This window comes from Paraburkholderia hiiakae, assembly GCF_904848665.1.
Taxonomy (GTDB): Bacteria; Pseudomonadota; Gammaproteobacteria; order Burkholderiales; family Burkholderiaceae; genus Paraburkholderia; species Paraburkholderia hiiakae.
In genome coordinates this window covers 198,006-214,096 of the sequence record NZ_CAJHCQ010000013.1, presented here as the reverse complement: position 1 = coordinate 214,096, position 16,091 = coordinate 198,006, and the positions used below count along the sequence as shown (strand labels likewise).

12 protein-coding genes are annotated in these 16,091 nt (G+C 63.5%); all 12 read right to left on the bottom strand.

What is annotated here, in order from left to right; all coding sequences use genetic code 11:
* Positions 1 to 242 precede the first annotated feature (242 nt).
* Complete coding sequence (locus JMY28_RS24210) at positions 243 to 992, bottom strand: ABC transporter ATP-binding protein (RefSeq protein WP_201698422.1); 750 nt, start codon at positions 990 to 992, stop codon at positions 243 to 245.
* The gene (locus tag JMY28_RS24205) at positions 989 to 2,776 is read right to left on the bottom strand and encodes a branched-chain amino acid ABC transporter ATP-binding protein/permease (RefSeq protein WP_201698421.1); all 1,788 of its coding nucleotides are present in this window, start codon (positions 2,774 to 2,776) and stop codon (positions 989 to 991) included. The genes JMY28_RS24210 and JMY28_RS24205 overlap by 4 nt, the downstream gene beginning before the upstream one ends.
* A gap of 4 nt (positions 2,777 to 2,780) precedes the next feature.
* The gene (locus JMY28_RS24200) at positions 2,781 to 3,836 is read right to left on the bottom strand and encodes a branched-chain amino acid ABC transporter permease (protein ID WP_201698420.1); all 1,056 of its coding nucleotides are present in this window, start codon (positions 3,834 to 3,836) and stop codon (positions 2,781 to 2,783) included.
* A gap of 246 nt (positions 3,837 to 4,082) precedes the next feature.
* Positions 4,083 to 5,252, bottom strand: coding sequence for an ABC transporter substrate-binding protein (locus JMY28_RS24195; RefSeq protein WP_201698419.1), 1,170 nt, complete (start codon positions 5,250 to 5,252; stop codon positions 4,083 to 4,085).
* Positions 5,253 to 5,555: 303 nt separating this feature from the next.
* On the bottom strand, positions 5,556 to 6,722 hold the full coding sequence (locus JMY28_RS24190; protein WP_201698418.1) for an ABC transporter substrate-binding protein: 1,167 nt from the start codon (positions 6,720 to 6,722) through the stop codon (positions 5,556 to 5,558).
* Between the two features lie 692 nt (positions 6,723 to 7,414).
* Positions 7,415 to 8,386, bottom strand: coding sequence for a branched-chain amino acid ABC transporter permease (locus JMY28_RS24185; RefSeq protein WP_201698462.1), 972 nt, complete (start codon positions 8,384 to 8,386; stop codon positions 7,415 to 7,417).
* Positions 8,386 to 9,270 carry a branched-chain amino acid ABC transporter permease gene (locus JMY28_RS24180; RefSeq protein WP_201698417.1) on the bottom strand — a complete coding sequence of 295 codons (885 nt, stop codon included), beginning with the start codon at positions 9,268 to 9,270 and terminating at the stop codon, positions 8,386 to 8,388. Before JMY28_RS24180 ends, JMY28_RS24185 begins: the two co-directional genes overlap by 1 nt.
* 117 nt (positions 9,271 to 9,387) lie before the next feature.
* On the bottom strand, positions 9,388 to 10,605 hold the full coding sequence (locus tag JMY28_RS24175) for an ABC transporter substrate-binding protein (RefSeq protein ID WP_201698416.1): 1,218 nt from the start codon (positions 10,603 to 10,605) through the stop codon (positions 9,388 to 9,390).
* 109 nt (positions 10,606 to 10,714) lie between these two features.
* A complete protein-coding gene (locus JMY28_RS24170) occupies positions 10,715 to 11,494 on the bottom strand; it encodes an ABC transporter ATP-binding protein (protein ID WP_201698415.1) in 780 nt (259 codons plus the stop codon).
* Positions 11,491 to 12,270 carry an ABC transporter ATP-binding protein gene (locus JMY28_RS24165; protein ID WP_028203291.1) on the bottom strand — a complete coding sequence of 260 codons (780 nt, stop codon included), beginning with the start codon at positions 12,268 to 12,270 and terminating at the stop codon, positions 11,491 to 11,493. Before JMY28_RS24165 ends, JMY28_RS24170 begins: the two co-directional genes overlap by 4 nt.
* A 369-nt stretch (positions 12,271 to 12,639) precedes the next feature.
* Positions 12,640 to 14,358 carry a GMC family oxidoreductase gene (locus JMY28_RS24160; protein WP_201698414.1) on the bottom strand — a complete coding sequence of 573 codons (1,719 nt, stop codon included), beginning with the start codon at positions 14,356 to 14,358 and terminating at the stop codon, positions 12,640 to 12,642.
* A gap of 115 nt (positions 14,359 to 14,473) precedes the next feature.
* Positions 14,474 to 15,997: a CoA-acylating methylmalonate-semialdehyde dehydrogenase gene (locus tag JMY28_RS24155; protein WP_201698413.1), complete on the bottom strand. Its 1,524-nt coding sequence runs from the start codon at positions 15,995 to 15,997 to the stop codon at positions 14,474 to 14,476.
* Between the last annotated feature and the right edge of the window lie 94 nt (positions 15,998 to 16,091).

The window sequence follows — 16,091 nt, the reverse complement described above, 5'->3', positions numbered from 1 at the left end:
GGCGGGACCTCACGCATGGACGGAAACGACCGCGTGAGCCTTCTCAGAAAAAGTGGTATGCGCGAATTATAACGGTTTAAGGTTTAAGGCCGTTCACACCCGAATAATGTGTCGGCCAGAGCTAGCGCCTTAGTCCTTACTCTGGCCCCACGCAGGGCACTCCGCGCAGCGCGTCGCCGCAAAAAAAGAAGCGGCGTGTTTCACGTGAAACACGCCGCTCATTTCTACAGCGATAGACGAAGTCAGACCGGCTTCTTCGCCAAGCCCAGATACGTTTCGATCACGCGTGGATTCTGCGCCAAATCCCCCGCCGGTCCTTCGAGCGCCAGATCGCCGGTTTCCAGCACGTAGCCGTAGTCGGAAATCTGCAGCGCGGCGCGTGCGTTCTGCTCGATGAGCAGCGTCGCAACGCCGGTTTGCCGCAGCGCGCTAATGATGTGGAAGATTTCCTTCACGATGAGCGGCGCCAAACCGAGACTCGGCTCGTCAAGCATCAGCAAATCGGGCTTGCCCATAAGCGCGCGGCCGACTGCGAGCATCTGGCGCTCGCCACCCGAGAGCGTGCCAGCGGCCTGAGCGCGGCGTTCCTTCAAGCGCGGAAACAGCGTGAAAACCGGCTCAAGCTGATCGAGGAAATTGCGTTCGCCGGCGCGCTTTCGCCGGTAGGCGCCGAGCACGAGGTTGTCCTCCACTGTCATCGAGGCAAACAACTCGCGCTTCTCCGGCACGAGACACATACCGCGTGCCACGCGCCGCTCAATCGGCATCGCGCCGATCTCTTCGCCCATGTAAGCGATACGGCCGCTAGCGTGCCCCGTTACGGGCAGCGCGCCCATGATGGCGTTGAGCAGCGTGGACTTGCCCGCGCCGTTCGGACCGATCACGGAGACGATCTGCCCCGCGCCCACCTTGATCGCCGCCTTGTGCAGCGCCTCGATCTTGCCGTAGCGAACCGCGAGTCCAGAGACTTCCAGTACGGGTGTCGTCATCATTCCACCCCGCCCAGATACGCTTCCAGCACGGCCGGATCCTTCTGTACCTCTTCCGGCAAACCTTCCGCGATGCGCGTACCGAACTCCATCACCACCAGCCGGTCGGTGAGATTCATCACGAAATCCATGTCGTGTTCGACCAGCAGCACACTCATCCCCTCTTCTCTCAGCTTGCGCAGCAATGCCGCCAACTGTTGTTTTTCCTGGTAACGCAGGCCGGCCGCCGGCTCGTCGAGCAGCAGCAAGGTCGGATCGCAGCACAGCGCGCGTGCAATCTCCAGGATCCGCTGCTGACCGAGTGCGAGGCTGCCCGCCTCGTCATACATATGCTGCTCGAGGCCCACGCGGCGGATCTGCTTCGCCGCCTCGCTCATGAGCCGCCCCTCTTCCGCCGCATTGAGCTTGGCGACGCTGCGCAGTACGCCCGCGTGGCCGCGCAGGTGCGCGCCGATGGCGACGTTCTCCAGCACCGTCATCGTCGGCAGCAGTTTGACGTGCTGGAAAGTGCGACCGATGCCGCGCGCGACAATTTCACGTGAAGTCAGGCGGTCGATGCGCTGGCCACGGAACGTGATCTCGCCGCTGGTCGGTTGAAGCACGCCGGTCACGAGATTGAAGGTCGTTGACTTGCCTGCGCCGTTGGGACCAATCAGACCGATAATCTGCCCCGCCTTCACCTCGAAGCTCACGTCGTTCACGGCCACGAGGCCGCCGAACTGCTTGCGCGCCTTGTTCACCGTCAGCAGCATCTCGCCAGTGGCCGGCTTGCTGCGCTGCGGCAAAGCCTCGGCATGCTCGGGCACATGCGCCTGCGGGCCACGCGGGAAGAAGCGCGCCACGAACGGCCAGACGCCGCGCCGCGCGTATTGCAGCAGCAGCACCATCAGAATGCCGAAGACGATGATCTCGAAGTTGCCGTTCTCGCCCAGCAGCTTCGGAAGCAGCGTCTGCAGCCAGTCCTGCAGCACGGTCAGGATCGCTGCGCCCAGCACGGCGCCCCAGACGTGCGCTACGCCGCCCACCACGGCCATGAAGAGATACTCGATGCCGTGATTCAGACCGAACGGCGTCGGGTTCACCGCACGCTGCAAATGCGCGTACAGGAAGCCCGAAACGGCCGCGAGCACGGCCGCATAGACGAAGATGACCACACGCATCCAGCCGGTGTTCACGCCCATTGCCTCGGCCATCATGCCGCCGCCGCGCAGCGCGCGGATCGCCCGGCCCATGCGGCTATTAAGCAGATTTTGAACAGACAGCACTGACAGCAGCACCACGACCCAGATCAGGTAGTAGATATGGCGACCCGACTCCAGATCGATGCCCAGCACGTTCAGCACGGGAATGCCGTTGATGCCGTCGTACTTGCCGAGCATGTCGAGATTGCCGAACAGGAAGAACAGCGCGAGGCCCCAGGCGATCGTCCCGAGCGGCAGGAAGTGGCCCGACAGGCGCATCGTGACGAGCCCCAGAACGAGCGCCACGAGCCCCGTGATCACCACGCCGACAATGAGCGCGAGCCAGGGTGAAACGCCGTACTGCGTCGTCAGATACGCGGTCGCATACGCGCCGAGCCCGACGAACGCGGCCTGCCCGAAGCTCGTCATCCCGCCGATGCCGGTGAGCAGCACGAGCCCGATCGCGACGATCGAATACAGGCCGATATAGTTGAGTAGCGTGATCCAATACTCGGGTACATGCACCGGATGCGGCAGCACCGGCAACGCGAACATCACCACGAGGAACAGCCAGAAGAAGCGGTTGTGCATGACGAATCGTTTCATCGCATCACTCCTCTTCCTCTTCGGCGTGCGGCGTCGAAAGCGAGCGCCACAGCAGCACCGGGATGATCAGCGTGAACACGATCACTTCCTTGTAAGAGCTCGCCCAGAACGACGAGTAGGACTCCAGCAGGCCCACGAGCACGGAGCCTGCCGCAGCCAGCGGATAGCTCACCAGGCCGCCGATAATGGCCCCTACGAAGCCCTTGAGGCCGATCAGGAAGCCCGAGTCATAGTAGATGGTGGTGAGCGGCGAGACGAGAATGCCGCACAGCGCGCCGAGGCCGGCGGCGAGCGTGAACGCGAGCCGCCCCGCCTGCGTGGTGCCGATGCCGACGAGCCGCGCTCCAAGCCGGTTCACTGAAGTCGCGCGCAGCGCCTTGCCCGAAATCGTGCGGTCGAAGTAAAGATACAGGGCGACGATCAACACAGCTGCCGTGCCGATCACCCAGAGGCTTTGCCCCGAGATCGAAAGGCTGCCGATGTTGAACGTGGCGTCGGAAAACGCGTTCGTGCGCGAGCCTTCCGCGCCGAACATCACGAGCCCGAGGCCCACCATCGCGAAGTGCACGGCTACCGCCACAATCAGCAGCAGCAGCGTGGTCGCCTCGGCGATAGGCTCATACGCGAGGCGATAGATGAACGGCCCCATCGGCACCACGATCGCGAGCGTGAGCGCGATCTGCACAAGCATAGGCAATTGCTGGCTCGCTACCCCGCGCGTCACCGCATAGAGCGCAATGGGAAAGAGCAGATACTTGCCCGCAAGCGTCACGAGCGAGCGCGCCGCGTGGCGCCGCCGTTCGGCATGACGCACGAGCCCGGCGGTCTCGACGACGAAACACGCCGCGCCGAGCGCGACGAGTAGCCAGCAGGTGGCGGGAAACTTCTGCGATTGCAGCGCGGCAAGCGTAAGCGCGCCATACGAAACGAATTCGCCCTGCGGAATGAAGATCACCCGCGTGACTGAGAACACCAGCACCAGGGCAAGCGCGAGCAGCGCGTAGATCGCTCCGGTGGTGATGCCGTCCTGCGCGAGGATCGCGGCGATCGATAAATCCATACTCCCCTCTTCCTGAAACCTTCTGGAACCTGGAAAAACAGCGACGTCGAAAAAATGGAAACGCTGGCGTGAACCGTCAGACACGCGGTTCGGACTTCATGTGTGAAAAGCCGCTGCGCAGCGATGAAGCCGCGCACCGGTCATGCTTGTGCGTTCTTGTGCGTCATTCTCATCGGCCAGAATGACGCCGTGACACGCGCGTGTGTTCCACGGGAAAACGCGCTGCGCTTTCCCGTGCGCCGCACGTTATTCGCTCTGCAGCTTCCACTTGTTGTTGACGATCTCGACGATCACCCGCGCGCGCTGATCGAGGCCCGCATGATCCGTCGCGCTCATGTTGAAGATGCCGTGCGCGCCCGCCACGTCCTGCGAGTTTTCGAGCGCGGCGCGCAGCGCCACGCGGAACGCCTCGGTGCCAGGCTGTCCCGCCTTCAAGGCGACCGGAATCGCGCGCTGGAGCAACTGGCCGGCGTCCCACGCATGGCCACCGAAGGTCGCCACCGTGCCAACGCCATAGGCCTTCTCATAGGCCGCCTTATACGCCAGCGCCGACTTCTTCACAGGGTTCGAATCGGGCAGTTGGTCAGCCACGAGAATCGGGCCTGCGGGCAGCAACTCGCCTTCGCAATCCTTGCCGCAGACGCGCAGGAAGTCGTTATTCGCCACGCCGTGCGTCTGATAGACCTTGCCCTTGTAGCCGCGATCCTTGAGCGTCGTTGCGGGCAGCGCCGCAGGCGTGCCTGAACCCGCGATCAAAATCGCATCGGGGTTCGCCGACATCAACTTGAGCGCCTGGCCCGTCACCGACGAGTCCGTGCGGTTATAGCGCTCGCTCGCCACGATCTTGAGGTTGTGCTTCGCGGCCGCGCTGGTGAACTCCTTGAGCCAGCTGTCGCCATAGGCATCGGTGAAGCCGATGAAGCCCACCGTCTTCACGCCTTGCTTCTCCATGTAGCCCGCAAGCGCGTCGGCCATCAGGCTGTCGTTTTGCGGCGTCTTGAATGCCCACTGACGCTTCGCGTCGATCGGCTCGACGATCGCGGCAGATGCGGCGAGCGAGATCATCGGCGTCTTGCCCTGCGCGACGACGTCGAGCATCGCGAGCGAGTTCGGCGTAACCGACGAGCCGATGATCGCGTCCACGTGGTCTTCGTCGATCAGCTTGTGCGTGTTCTGCACGGCCTTGCTCGTGTCCGAGGCGTCGTCGAGCACGATGTACTCCACGCTCTTGCCCGCAATCTCCTTCGGCAGCAGCGCGATGGTGTTCTTCTCGGGAATGCCGAGCGACGCCGCCGGCCCCGTTGCCGAGAGCGTCACACCAATCTTCACCTGCGCGGCGGCTACGCCTGCCGTGCCCATCAGCGCCGCTGCGAGTCCGGCACTAATCGAGCTCAAAACCCACTTCTTCGTTTTCATTGCGCGTCTCCAAACGCTTGGTCTGCGTGTTGTCGATTGATCCTGCGCCGATTACTAGGATGTTCGTAAATTGGCGCCGGCCTTTGAGTGTAGTAATCGGGATCGCGCGTGTAATGCATGGTTTTCCCTGCCTGCGGCGCCGCACAAGCCGCCGCATGTCTGGGTGCGCTCTCCGTTTTATCGACTGCTGAACCGCTGTACCGCCCTGCTCTCCTGCTGCTGCAAAACCGTTGTAGCGGCAACAAAAAAGGCACCTCAATCGAGCGTGCCTTTTTCGTGTTCCGTGTGTCATTCAGCCGACGCTCAATCGCCGGCGAGTTTCCACTTGCCGCCGACGATCTCCACCATCACGCGGGCACGCTGGTCGAGGCCCGCATGGTCCGTCGCGCTCATGTTGAAGATACCGTGCGCACCCGCCACATCGTGCGAGCTTTCGAGCGCGGCGCGCAGCGCTTCGCGGAACGCCTTCGTACCCGGCTGACCGGCCTTCAGCGCGACCGGAATGGCATGCGCAAGCAAGAGGCCCGCGTCCCACGCGTGACCGCCGAAGGTCGAGATCGAGCCTGCGCCATAGGCCTTTTCATACGCGGCCTTGTACGCGAGCGCCGATTGCTTGACGGGATTCGAATCAGGCAATTGATCGGCGACGAGCAGCGGTCCGGCAGGCAGATACGTGCCGTCGCAGTCCTTGCCGCACACGCGCAGGAAGTCGTTGTTGGCGACGCCGTGTGTCTGATAGTACTTGCCCGCGTAGCCGCGTTCCTTGAGCGTTTTCTGCGGCAGCGCGGCCGGCGTGCCCGCACCTGCGATGAGCACCGCGTCGGGGTGCTGCGAGATCATCTTGAGCACCTGGCCGGTGACGGAGGCGTCGTTACGCGCGAAGCGCTCGTTCGCGACCACCTTGATGTTTTGCTTCGCGGCGGCAGCGCTGAATTCTTTGTACCAGCTCTCGCCATAGGCGTCGGCAAAGCCAATGAAGGCCACCGTCTTCACGCCGTGCGCGGCCATGTGCTGCGCGATGGCGCCGGCCATCAGCGCGTCGTTCTGCGGCGTCTTGAAAACCCATGAGCGCTTGGCGTCCATCGGTTCGACGATGGACGCCGCGGCGGCCATGGAGATCATTGGCGTGGACGTTTCAGCAGCCACATCGATCATGGCGAGCGAGTTGGGCACGACGGTCGAGCCGATCAAGGCGTCGACATGATCTTCGCTCGTGAGCTTGCGCGCGTTCTTCACCGCCTGCGTGGAATCCGTGGCGTCGTCGAGCACGATGTAATCGACTTTCTGGCCCGCGATTTCCTTCGGCAGCAGCGCAACCGTGTTCTTTTCCGGAATGCCGAGCGAAGCAGCCGGCCCCGTAGCCGACAGCGTCACGCCGATCTTCACGTCTGCATACGCGCCGCCGGCCGTCGCCGCGAGCACCCCGGTCGCGACGCAAGCCGCCCCCATCCAACGCAAAACCAACTGCATCTCCACTCCTTCGATATTCGTTTTCTTTATTGCTACGGATTTTGTGGCGCACCGCGGCCGATTACCTCATATACAAATCGATAATTCGCTGCGGGAAATCAACGCAAAAATGCTGACCGCATGGTCGGTGATTGGCGAGTGTAGCGGTCTGCGTATTCAGATGGCAAGTGCTTTCCATCTGCTTACAGCGCGCAGGAATACGCGCTCACTTTGCGTAATGCGCAAATGCTTATGCAGCAGGCGAAGCAGCCCGTGTGGCCTGAATTGCGTAATTTGGGAAAGGATAATCTGCGCGTGCGAAGGTGCGTAAATCGTGCACCAGGCAGAGGGGAAAAGATAATCGCCGCGCCGTTGAAAGAAGGCGAGCAGAAATATAAAAAGCGCTGTTGGACTCTCATCCAACAGCGCTTCCTTGTCCGGGCACTTGGTGCCTCAGTTGTCTCCTCGTTCTCCACCTGCAAATTCGGTGCATCAGAACTAGGTGCAACTTTAAACTTCACCCCCCTCAGCAGCAACTAGCATTTACCCTAGTGGTGCAGTGCGGCACCGAAATGGGGCGCGGCGCCACAGGTTTGTCGCACGGCGGGCCGCTCGGGCATGCCGCAACGCGACATGTTTGCGTGGATTTCCCAGTTCGGTGCGAGGGACGCTCATTCTATCGCAGTCCAGAGCAGTCCTGGCACGCCAGCTCGTCACGCGCGCAAGGGCCGCACGCGCGCCACGATCTCGCCGACAATGCCGCGCCGGAACGCCAGCACGCAGGCAATGAAGATGATGCCCGTGACGATCGTTGTGGACTCACCGAGTGAGCGGAACCACTCCACGCCCGTCCCTCTTGCGAGCGCCGTACCGATGTCACCCAGCCGGTCTTCGAGCGCGACGATCAGCGTGGCGCCGAGCAGCGGCCCGAACAGGGTGCCCATGCCGCCCACGAGCGTCATGAGGATTACCAGGCCGGACATGGTCCAGTACGCATCGCCAAGCGTTTCGAAGCCGAGCACGAGCACCTTGAGCGCACCGGCCAGGCCCGCGAGCCCCGCCGACAACACGAACGCGAGCAGCTTGAAACGGTCGGTGTCGTAGCCGAGCGAAACCGCGCGCGGCTCGTTCTCCTTGATCGCGACGAGCACCTGCCCGAACGGCGAATGCACGATGCGCACGATCAGCATGAACGCGAGCACCATCACCACGAGCACGACGTAGTAGAGCGTGAGATCGGAATCGAGCGAAAGCACGCCGAACAGCTTGCCGCGCGGCACGCCTTGCAGACCGTCCTCGCCATGCGTGAACGGCGCCTGCAGGAACACGAAGTAGACCATCTGCGCGAGCGCGAGCGTGACCATCGAGAAGTAGATGCCCTGCCGGCGAATCGCGAAGATGCCCACCACGAGCCCGAGTATCGTAGCCACCGCGGTGCCCGCGAGCACGCCCAGCTCGGGCGTAAAACTGAGCGACTGGATCGCGTAGCCGGCCGTATAGCCCGCGCTCGCGAGAAACATCGCGTGGCCAAACGAGAGCAGACCGGTGTAGCCGATCAGCAGATTGAACGCCGCGGCGAACAGCGCGAAGCACAGCACCTTCATGACGAAGAGCGGATAGGCGCCAGCGAACGGCGCGACGATCAGCCCGATCAGCAACAACCCATAGAGCGCTTTTCTTTGCATCATCGTTCCTTGCCGAAGAGGCCAGCGGGGCGAATCAGCAGCACGATCGCCATGATTACGAACACCACGGTCGCGGAGGCTTCGGGCCAGAAGACCCGCGTGAAGCCCTCGATCACGCCGAGCATGAGGCCCGTGAGGATCGACCCCATGATCGAGCCCATGCCGCCGATCACGACCACGGCGAACACGGTGATGATCATCGACTGCCCCATGAGCGGCGACACCTGGATCACGGGCGCGGCGAGCACGCCCGCGAACGCCGCGAGCGCGACGCCAAAGCCGTAGGTGAGCGTGATCATGAGCGGCACGTTGATGCCGAACGCTTCGACGAGCTTGGGATTCTCCGTGCCCGCGCGCAGATACGCACCGAGGCGTGTCTTTTCGATCACGAACCAGGTGGCGAAGCACACGGCGAGCGACGCCACGACCACCCACGCGCGATAGTTCGGCAGATACATGAAGCCGAGATTGGTCGCGCCCGCGAGCAGATCAGGCACGTCATAGGGCTGCCCCGACGAACCGTAGATCGAGCGAAAGACGCCCTCCACCACGAGCGTGAGCCCGAAAGTGAGCAGGAGTCCGTACAGATGATCGAGCCGATAGAGCCAGCGCAGCATCGTGCGCTCGATCACGATGCCGAACGCGCCGACCACGAGTGGCGCGACGACGAGCATCACCCAGTACGGCAGATTGAAGTACGCGAGCCCCATCCACGTGAGCATCGCGCCCAGCATGAACAACGCGCCGTGGGCGAAGTTGATCACGTTGAGCATGCCGAAGATCACCGCGAGGCCAAGGCTCAGGATCGCGTAGAACGAACCGTTCACGAGCCCAAGGAGCAACTGGCTCAGCATTGCCGGAAGCGGAATGCCAAAAATCGTCATGAAAGCCGCCCATCGAGGCATTAACGCATTAACGGATTACGCAATCACGCCGCGCCCGGCGCACCAACCTCGGTGTGCCGGGCGCGGCATACGACTGCAGCATTTACGCGCTCGCGCTTACTTCCACAGCGCGCACTTGCTCTCCTGCTTCGTCGTATAGGCCTGCTCGCCCGGGATCGTCTGCAGCACCTTGTAGTAGTCCCACGGCTTCTTCGACTCGGACGGCTTCTTCACCTCGACCAGATACATGTCGTGAATCAGCACGCCGTCCTGGCGGATATAGCCGCCCTTGGTATAGAAGTCGTTGACCTTCGTCTTCTTCAGTTGCTCCATGACCTTGTCGGAATCGGTCGTGCCGGCTGCCTGCACCGCCTTCAGATACGTCGTCACCGCCGAATAGTCAGCCGCCTGCAGTTCGGACGGCATCTTCTTCGTCTGGTCGAAGTAGCGCTGCGCCCACTTGCGCGTGTCGTCGTTCTGGTCCCAGTACCAGCCGGTCGTCAGCACGAGGCCCTGCGTGGTGTCGAGCCCGAGGCTGTGCACATCGGGCAGGAACATCAGCAGCGCCGCGGTCTTCATCGTCTTGTTGATGCCGAATTCCTTCGCGGCCTTGATCGCGTTGACCGTGTCGCCGCCCGCGTTCGCGAGGCCGAGAATCTGCGCCTTCGACGCCTGCGCCTGCAGCAGGAACGACGAGAAGTCCGACGCCGAAAGCGGATGGCGCACTTCGCCGAGCACCTGGCCGCCGTTCGCCTTCACGACGTCCGCGGTGTTCTTCTCGAGCGACTTGCCGAACGCGTAGTCGGCGGTCAGGAAGAACCAGGTCTTGCCGCCCTGCTTGAGCACCGCGAGGCCCGTGCCTTTCGCGAGCGCCACCGTGTCGTAGCCGTAGTGGACCGTGTACGGCGTGCACTGCTCGTTCGTCAGTGCGTCCGTGCCCGCGCCCGTGTTGAAGTACACCTTCTTCTTCTCTTGCGCGACCTGGTTCATCGCCAGCGCCGTCGCCGAGTTCGTGCCGCCAAGCAACATGGTGAGCCCGTCACGGTCGAACCATTCGCGCGCCTTCGAAGCGGCGATGTCGGCCTTGTTCTGGTGATCGGCGTACTCGATCTGGATCGGCTTGCCGAGCACCTTGCCGCCGAAGTCCGCGACCGCCATCTTGATCGCGGTGAGGCCGCCCTGGCCGTCGTCGTCGGCGTACAGGCCGGACATGTCGGTGATGAAGCCGATCTTCACCGCGTCGTCGGCGGCCTGCGCGCTCCCCGCGCTGAACGCCATCGCAGCTGCCGAAGCGGCAAAGAGGCCCGCGAGCCGCGCGAACGTGGTTTTCTTCATTGCAGTCTCCTTCCTTGGTTGCGTAGTTATTCAGGAACACTCCATGAACACTGGAGGCAAAACGATTCGCGCGGCGCTCGTGCCGCGCCGCGCAAAACCAGACCGAAAATTAAACGCCCAGCAGGTCGTGCAGCACCGGCATCTTCCCCTCGAGCTCGGCAGTGCCGAAGTGCTCGACGATGCGCCCGTGCTCCATCACGTAAAAGCGGTCCGCGAGCGGCGCCGCGAAGCGGAAGTTCTGTTCAACCATCACGATCGTGTAGCCGCGCGCCTTCAGGGTGAGGATCATGCGCGCGAGCGTTTGAACGATCACCGGCGCGAGACCTTCCGATATCTCGTCTAGCAGCAGCAGATTCGCGCCCGTGCGCAGAATGCGCGCCACGGCCAGCATCTGCTGCTCGCCGCCGGAAAGCCGCGTGCCCTGGCTGTTGCGCCGTTCGGCGAGATTGGGGAACATCGCGTAGATCTCGTCGAGCGACATGCCCTCTGCCAACTTCGCCCTCTTCTCACCCTTTGCGCCGATATGGGGCGGCAGAAGCAGATTTTCTTCGCACGAGAGGCTCGAGAAAATGCCGCGCTCCTCGGGGCAATAGCCCACGCCACAGTGCGCGATGCGATAGGTGGGCATCTGGATCGTCTCGCGCCCGCCAATGCGGATCGATCCGGTGCGCCGCCCCGTGAGTCCCATGATGGCGCGCAATGTGGTGGTGCGGCCCGCGCCGTTGCGCCCGAGCAGCGTCACGACCTCGCCGCGCCCGACGGAAAGATCCACGCCGTGCAGGATGTGCGACTCGCCGTACCACGCCTGCAGCCCCGCAATCTCCAGCGCCTTCGCGCTTTCGGTCGCGCCAGCAGCGGCGGCCGTCTCGCGTTCGGTGACCGTGTTCATGCGTGCGCCCCCGTGAGCGCCGCGTCCGCGCTGCCCATATAGGCTTCGGCGACGAGCGGGTTCTTCGAGACTTCGGCGTAGCTGCCTTCGGCGAGCACCTCGCCGCGCTGGAGCACCGTGATGGTGTCGGAGATGCCCGCAATCACGTTCATGTTGTGCTCGACCATGAGGATCGTGCGGCCACTCGATACTTTCTTGATGAGCGCCGTCACGCGGTCGACGTCTTCGTGGCCCATGCCCTGGGTCGGTTCGTCGAGCAGCATCAGCTCGGGTTCCATGGCGAGCGTCGTGGCGATTTCCAGTGCGCGCTTGCGGCCATAGGCGAGTTCGACCGTGGGCACATCGGCGAAATCGGTGAGGCCCACTTGCGTGAGCAGATCCATGGCGCGGTCGTTGAGCTCCGCGAGCGTGCGTTCGCTTTTCCAGAAGTGGTAGGCGGTGCCGAGCGAGCGCTGCAGCCCCACGCGCACATTCTGGAGCGCCGTGAGGTGCGGAAACACGGCCGAAATCTGGAACGAGCGGATGATGCCGCGCCGCGCGATCTGCGCGGGCCGCTCATGCGTGATGTCGATGCCGTTGAAGACGATGCGCCCCGCGCTGGGCACGAGGAATTTGGTGAGGAGATTGAAGCAGGTGGTCTTGCCTGCGCCGTTCGGTCCGATCAGCGCATGGATCGAGCCGCGGCACACGCGCAGGTTCACGCCGTTCACGGCCGTGAAGCCCTTGAACTGTTTCGTGAGGTCGCGCGTCTCCAGAATCGTGTCGCCGAGAATCATGTCCCCTTCCGAGCGTGGTAAGGCGTAACACTGCAGACCGTCCGTGACTTGTGGTGCACGGTGAGGTCCGGCGCGGACGTTGCGGCGCGCCTCCCGATGCGCGCAACGCGCGCCTGCCGACATCGCGTCATTGTCTCGCCAATGATGCAGCGCAATCATTGGGATTTGCACTTAAGGGGGCGTCACAAGGACAGTAAACGTTTAAATCAACAGTTGACGACAGTTCGATGAACAATACGCGCAGGTTAGTCGCATGATCGACGCAAACGCGTATCTGACAGACGTAAAGCAACACGCGCGCGCAAGCGCTTGCGCGCGCGTCTTATATCGTTGTCGATACGACGCTATCTTGCGCGTCGCCCCCTGCCCTCAGGCGGTCGTCAACGTCGCACTGGCGGCGGCCTCCGTTTGCGCACGCGCACGCTCGCGACGATCGGCACGCAGGATCTCGGCGGCGCGCTCCGCGATCATCAGCGTCGGCGAATTCGTGTTGCCCGAAGTAATGGTCGGCATGACCGAGGCGTCCACCACGCGCAGGCCCTCCACGCCGCGCACGCGCAGGCGCGCGTCGACCACGGCGTCCGGATCGTCGGCGCGGCCCATACGGCACGTGCCGACCGGGTGAAAGATCGTCGTGCCGACGTTGCCCGCCGCCTCGCGCAGTTCCTCCTCGCTCTGAAATGCGAGCCCGGGCAGGATCTCGTGCGGCTCGTAACGCGCGAGCGCTGCGGAATTCGCGATGCGCCGCGTCAGCCGGATCGAGTTGGCGGCAACGCGCAGGTCGTGATCGGTCGAAAGATAATTGGGTGCGATCGCGGGCGCTTGCGACGGGTCCGCCGAAACCGCGTGGATACTGCCACGCGACGTGGGCCGCAGGTTGCACACCGACGCCGTGAACGCGTTGAAGCGATGCAGCGGCTCGCCGAAGCGGTCGAGCGACAGCGGCTGCACGTGATACTGGAGGTCGGGCCGCGTGAGCGCGGGATCGTTCGGGTCCGATTTCGCGAACGCACCGAGCTGCGACGGCGCCATCGACATGGGCCCGCTCTGGAAGAACGCGTACTGCATGCCGATCATCAGCTTGCCCCACCAGTGCGCGGAAAGCGTGTTGAGCGTGCGCACGCCGTTCACGCGAAACGCCATGCGCAATTGCAGATGATCCTGGAGGTTCTCGCCCACGCCGCGCAAATCCTCCACGACGCCAATGCCGAGCTGCGCGAGCCGCTGTGCGTCGCCGATCCCCGAAAGCTCGAGCAGTTGCGGCGAATTCACGGCGCCGGCGCTCAAGATGACTTCGCAACGCGCACGCGCGACGTAGTCCACGTCCCCGCGATACTCCACGCCCACGCAGCGCTTGCCCTCGAAAATCACGCGCTGTGTGAGCGCCCCGGTGACGACGGTCAGGTTGGGCCGCTTCATTGCCGCGCGCAAGAACGCTTTCGACGCGTTCCAGCGCACGCCGCGCTTCTGGTTCACCTCGAAATAGCCGACGCCACCGTTGTCGCCGCGATTGAAGTCGTCGGTCGCGGCAATGCCCTGCTCCTGCGCCGCGTGCGCGAACGATTCGAGAATCTGCCACCGCAGGCGTTGCTTCTCTACACGCCATTGGCCGCCCGCGCCGTGAAACTCGCTCGCGCCGCCGTGATGGTCTTCGCTGCGGCGAAACACTGGCAGCACGCTGTCCCACGACCACCCGGAATCGCCGGTCTCGCGCGCCCAGCTGTCGTAGTCTTCGCGCTGGCCGCGCATGTAGATCATGCCGTTGATCGACGACGAGCCGCCCAGCACACGCCCGCGCGGATACGAAAGCGCGCGTCCGTTGAGGCCTTTTTCGGCGGCGGTCTTGTAGAGCCAGTCCGTGCGCGGATTGCCGATGCAATACAGGTAGCCAACGGGAATGTGGATCCAGTGATAGTCATCCGTGCCGCCCGCTTCGATGAGCAGCACGGAAACGTCCGCGTCTTCGGTCAGGCGATTGGCGAGCACGCAGCCCGCGGTGCCCGCGCCGACGATCACATAATCGAATTCGCCTTCGAGGCGGCGCGAGGAAGCGCCGCGTGCTCCTTGAACTTCACCCGGTGCAGGCATGATTGTCTCCAGCTAATGCCCTTCTCTTTGTATTGTGATTTTCGAACCACGATTGCCAAGCCGGGCACCATCAAATATTTCGTTATGCTTCATAAGTCGCCCAGCTCCTGCTCGCCTACTTCGCCACCGGCATCGTGAACTCCGCGCCCTTGGCGATGCTGTCGGGCCAGCGCTGCATGATGCTCTTGTAACGCGTGTAGAAGCGCACGCCTTCCTCGCCATAAGCATGGTGATCGCCGAACAGTGAACGCTTCCAGCCGCCGAACGAGTGCCACGCCATCGGCACCGGAATCGGCACGTTGATGCCCACCATGCCCACCTTGATCTGGCGCGAGAACGCGCGCGCGACGCCGCCGTCCGAGGTGTAGCACGACACGCCGTTGGCGAATTCGTGTGCGTTGATCAACTCGACGGCGCTCGCGAAATCGGGCACGCGCACGACCGAAAGCACCGGCCCGAAGATCTCTTCCTTGTAGATCGTCATGTCGGTCTTCACGTCGTCGAACAGCGTGCCGCCCATGAAGAAGCCGTCCTCATGGCCGTCCACCTCGTGGCCGCGCCCGTCCACCACGAGCCTCGCGCCCGCCGCCACGCCCGCCTCGATATAGCCCTGCACCTTCGCGCGATGCGCTCCCGTGACGAGCGGCCCCATTTCCGAGGCACCGTCCATGCCGCTGCCGATCTGCAGCGTCTTCACGCGCGGCGTGAGGCGCTCGACGAGTTCGTCCGCGATATGGCCCACGGCCACCGCAACCGAAATCGCCATGCAACGCTCGCCGGCCGAACCGTATGCCGCGCCGATCAGGGCGTCGACGGCCTGGTCGAGATCGGCGTCCGGCATCACGACGAGGTGATTCTTCGCGCCGCCCAGCGCCTGCACGCGCTTGCCGCGCTTCGTGCCTTCCGTGTAGATGTACTCGGCGATCGGCGTCGAGCCGACGAACGACAGCGCCGTGACCTCGGGATGCGCAAGCAACGCGTCCACGGCCACCTTGTCGCCGTGCACGACGTTGAACACGCCGTCGGGCAAACCCGCTTCCTTGAGCAGTTCGGCAAGCCGCACAGAAGCCGAGGGATCGCGCTCCGAAGGCTTGAGCACGAAGGTGTTGCCGCACGCGAGCGCGATGGGGAACATCCAGCACGGCACCATCATCGGGAAATTGAACGGCGTGATGCCCGCCACGACGCCAAGCGGCTGGCGCAGATTCCAGTTGTCGATACCGCCGCCGATCTGGTCGGTGAAGTCCGTCTTCAGCAGGTTGGGAATGCCGCACGCGAACTCGACCACCTCGATGCCGCGCATCACCTCGCCTTTCGCATCAGAGAACACCTTGCCGTGTTCGCGCGTGATCAATTCAGCGAGTTCGTCGTGATGCTGGTCGAGCAGATCCTTGAACTTGAAGAGAATGCGCGCGCGCTTGATGGGCGCCATCTCCGCCCACGCGGGAAACGCGGCCTGCGCGGCGGCTACGGCGGCGTCGACTTCGGCCACCGTGGCGAGCGGCACGCGCGCGCTCACCTTGCCAAACGCCGGATTGAATACGTCGCCGTAACGGTCGCTCGTGCCGGCCAGCGGCTTGCCGTTGACGAAATGCGTCAGCGTACGCACGCCCGCATCGCTTTGATGTGTCTCGCCCATGTGTGTGCCTCTTCTGTCGTGAAGCCTCGATGCGCTTAGCGTAATCGGGACGCCGGGGCGCGATCCAATGATTAATGCTCAACAGCGATATAAG

What these genes read in the sequence shown, in the direction of transcription:
- JMY28_RS24210 (WP_201698422.1), bottom strand. Translation starts at nt 992, where the DNA reads ATGATGACGACACCCGTACTGGAAGTCTCTGGACTCGCGGTTCGCTAC.
- JMY28_RS24190 (WP_201698418.1), bottom strand. Translation starts at nt 6,722, where the DNA reads ATGCAGTTGGTTTTGCGTTGGATGGGGGCGGCTTGCGTCGCGACCGGG.
- JMY28_RS24205 (WP_201698421.1), bottom strand. Translation starts at nt 2,776, where the DNA reads ATGAAACGATTCGTCATGCACAACCGCTTCTTCTGGCTGTTCCTCGTG.
- JMY28_RS24155 (WP_201698413.1), bottom strand. Translation starts at nt 15,997, where the DNA reads ATGGGCGAGACACATCAAAGCGATGCGGGCGTGCGTACGCTGACGCAT.
- JMY28_RS24175 (WP_201698416.1), bottom strand. Translation starts at nt 10,605, where the DNA reads ATGAAGAAAACCACGTTCGCGCGGCTCGCGGGCCTCTTTGCCGCTTCG.
- JMY28_RS24185 (WP_201698462.1), bottom strand. Translation starts at nt 8,386, where the DNA reads ATGCAAAGAAAAGCGCTCTATGGGTTGTTGCTGATCGGGCTGATCGTC.
- JMY28_RS24170 (WP_201698415.1), bottom strand. Translation starts at nt 11,494, where the DNA reads ATGAACACGGTCACCGAACGCGAGACGGCCGCCGCTGCTGGCGCGACC.
- JMY28_RS24160 (WP_201698414.1), bottom strand. Translation starts at nt 14,358, where the DNA reads ATGCCTGCACCGGGTGAAGTTCAAGGAGCACGCGGCGCTTCCTCGCGC.
- JMY28_RS24200 (WP_201698420.1), bottom strand. Translation starts at nt 3,836, where the DNA reads ATGGATTTATCGATCGCCGCGATCCTCGCGCAGGACGGCATCACCACC.
- JMY28_RS24180 (WP_201698417.1), bottom strand. Translation starts at nt 9,270, where the DNA reads ATGACGATTTTTGGCATTCCGCTTCCGGCAATGCTGAGCCAGTTGCTC.
- JMY28_RS24165 (WP_028203291.1), bottom strand. Translation starts at nt 12,270, where the DNA reads ATGATTCTCGGCGACACGATTCTGGAGACGCGCGACCTCACGAAACAG.
- JMY28_RS24195 (WP_201698419.1), bottom strand. Translation starts at nt 5,252, where the DNA reads ATGAAAACGAAGAAGTGGGTTTTGAGCTCGATTAGTGCCGGACTCGCA.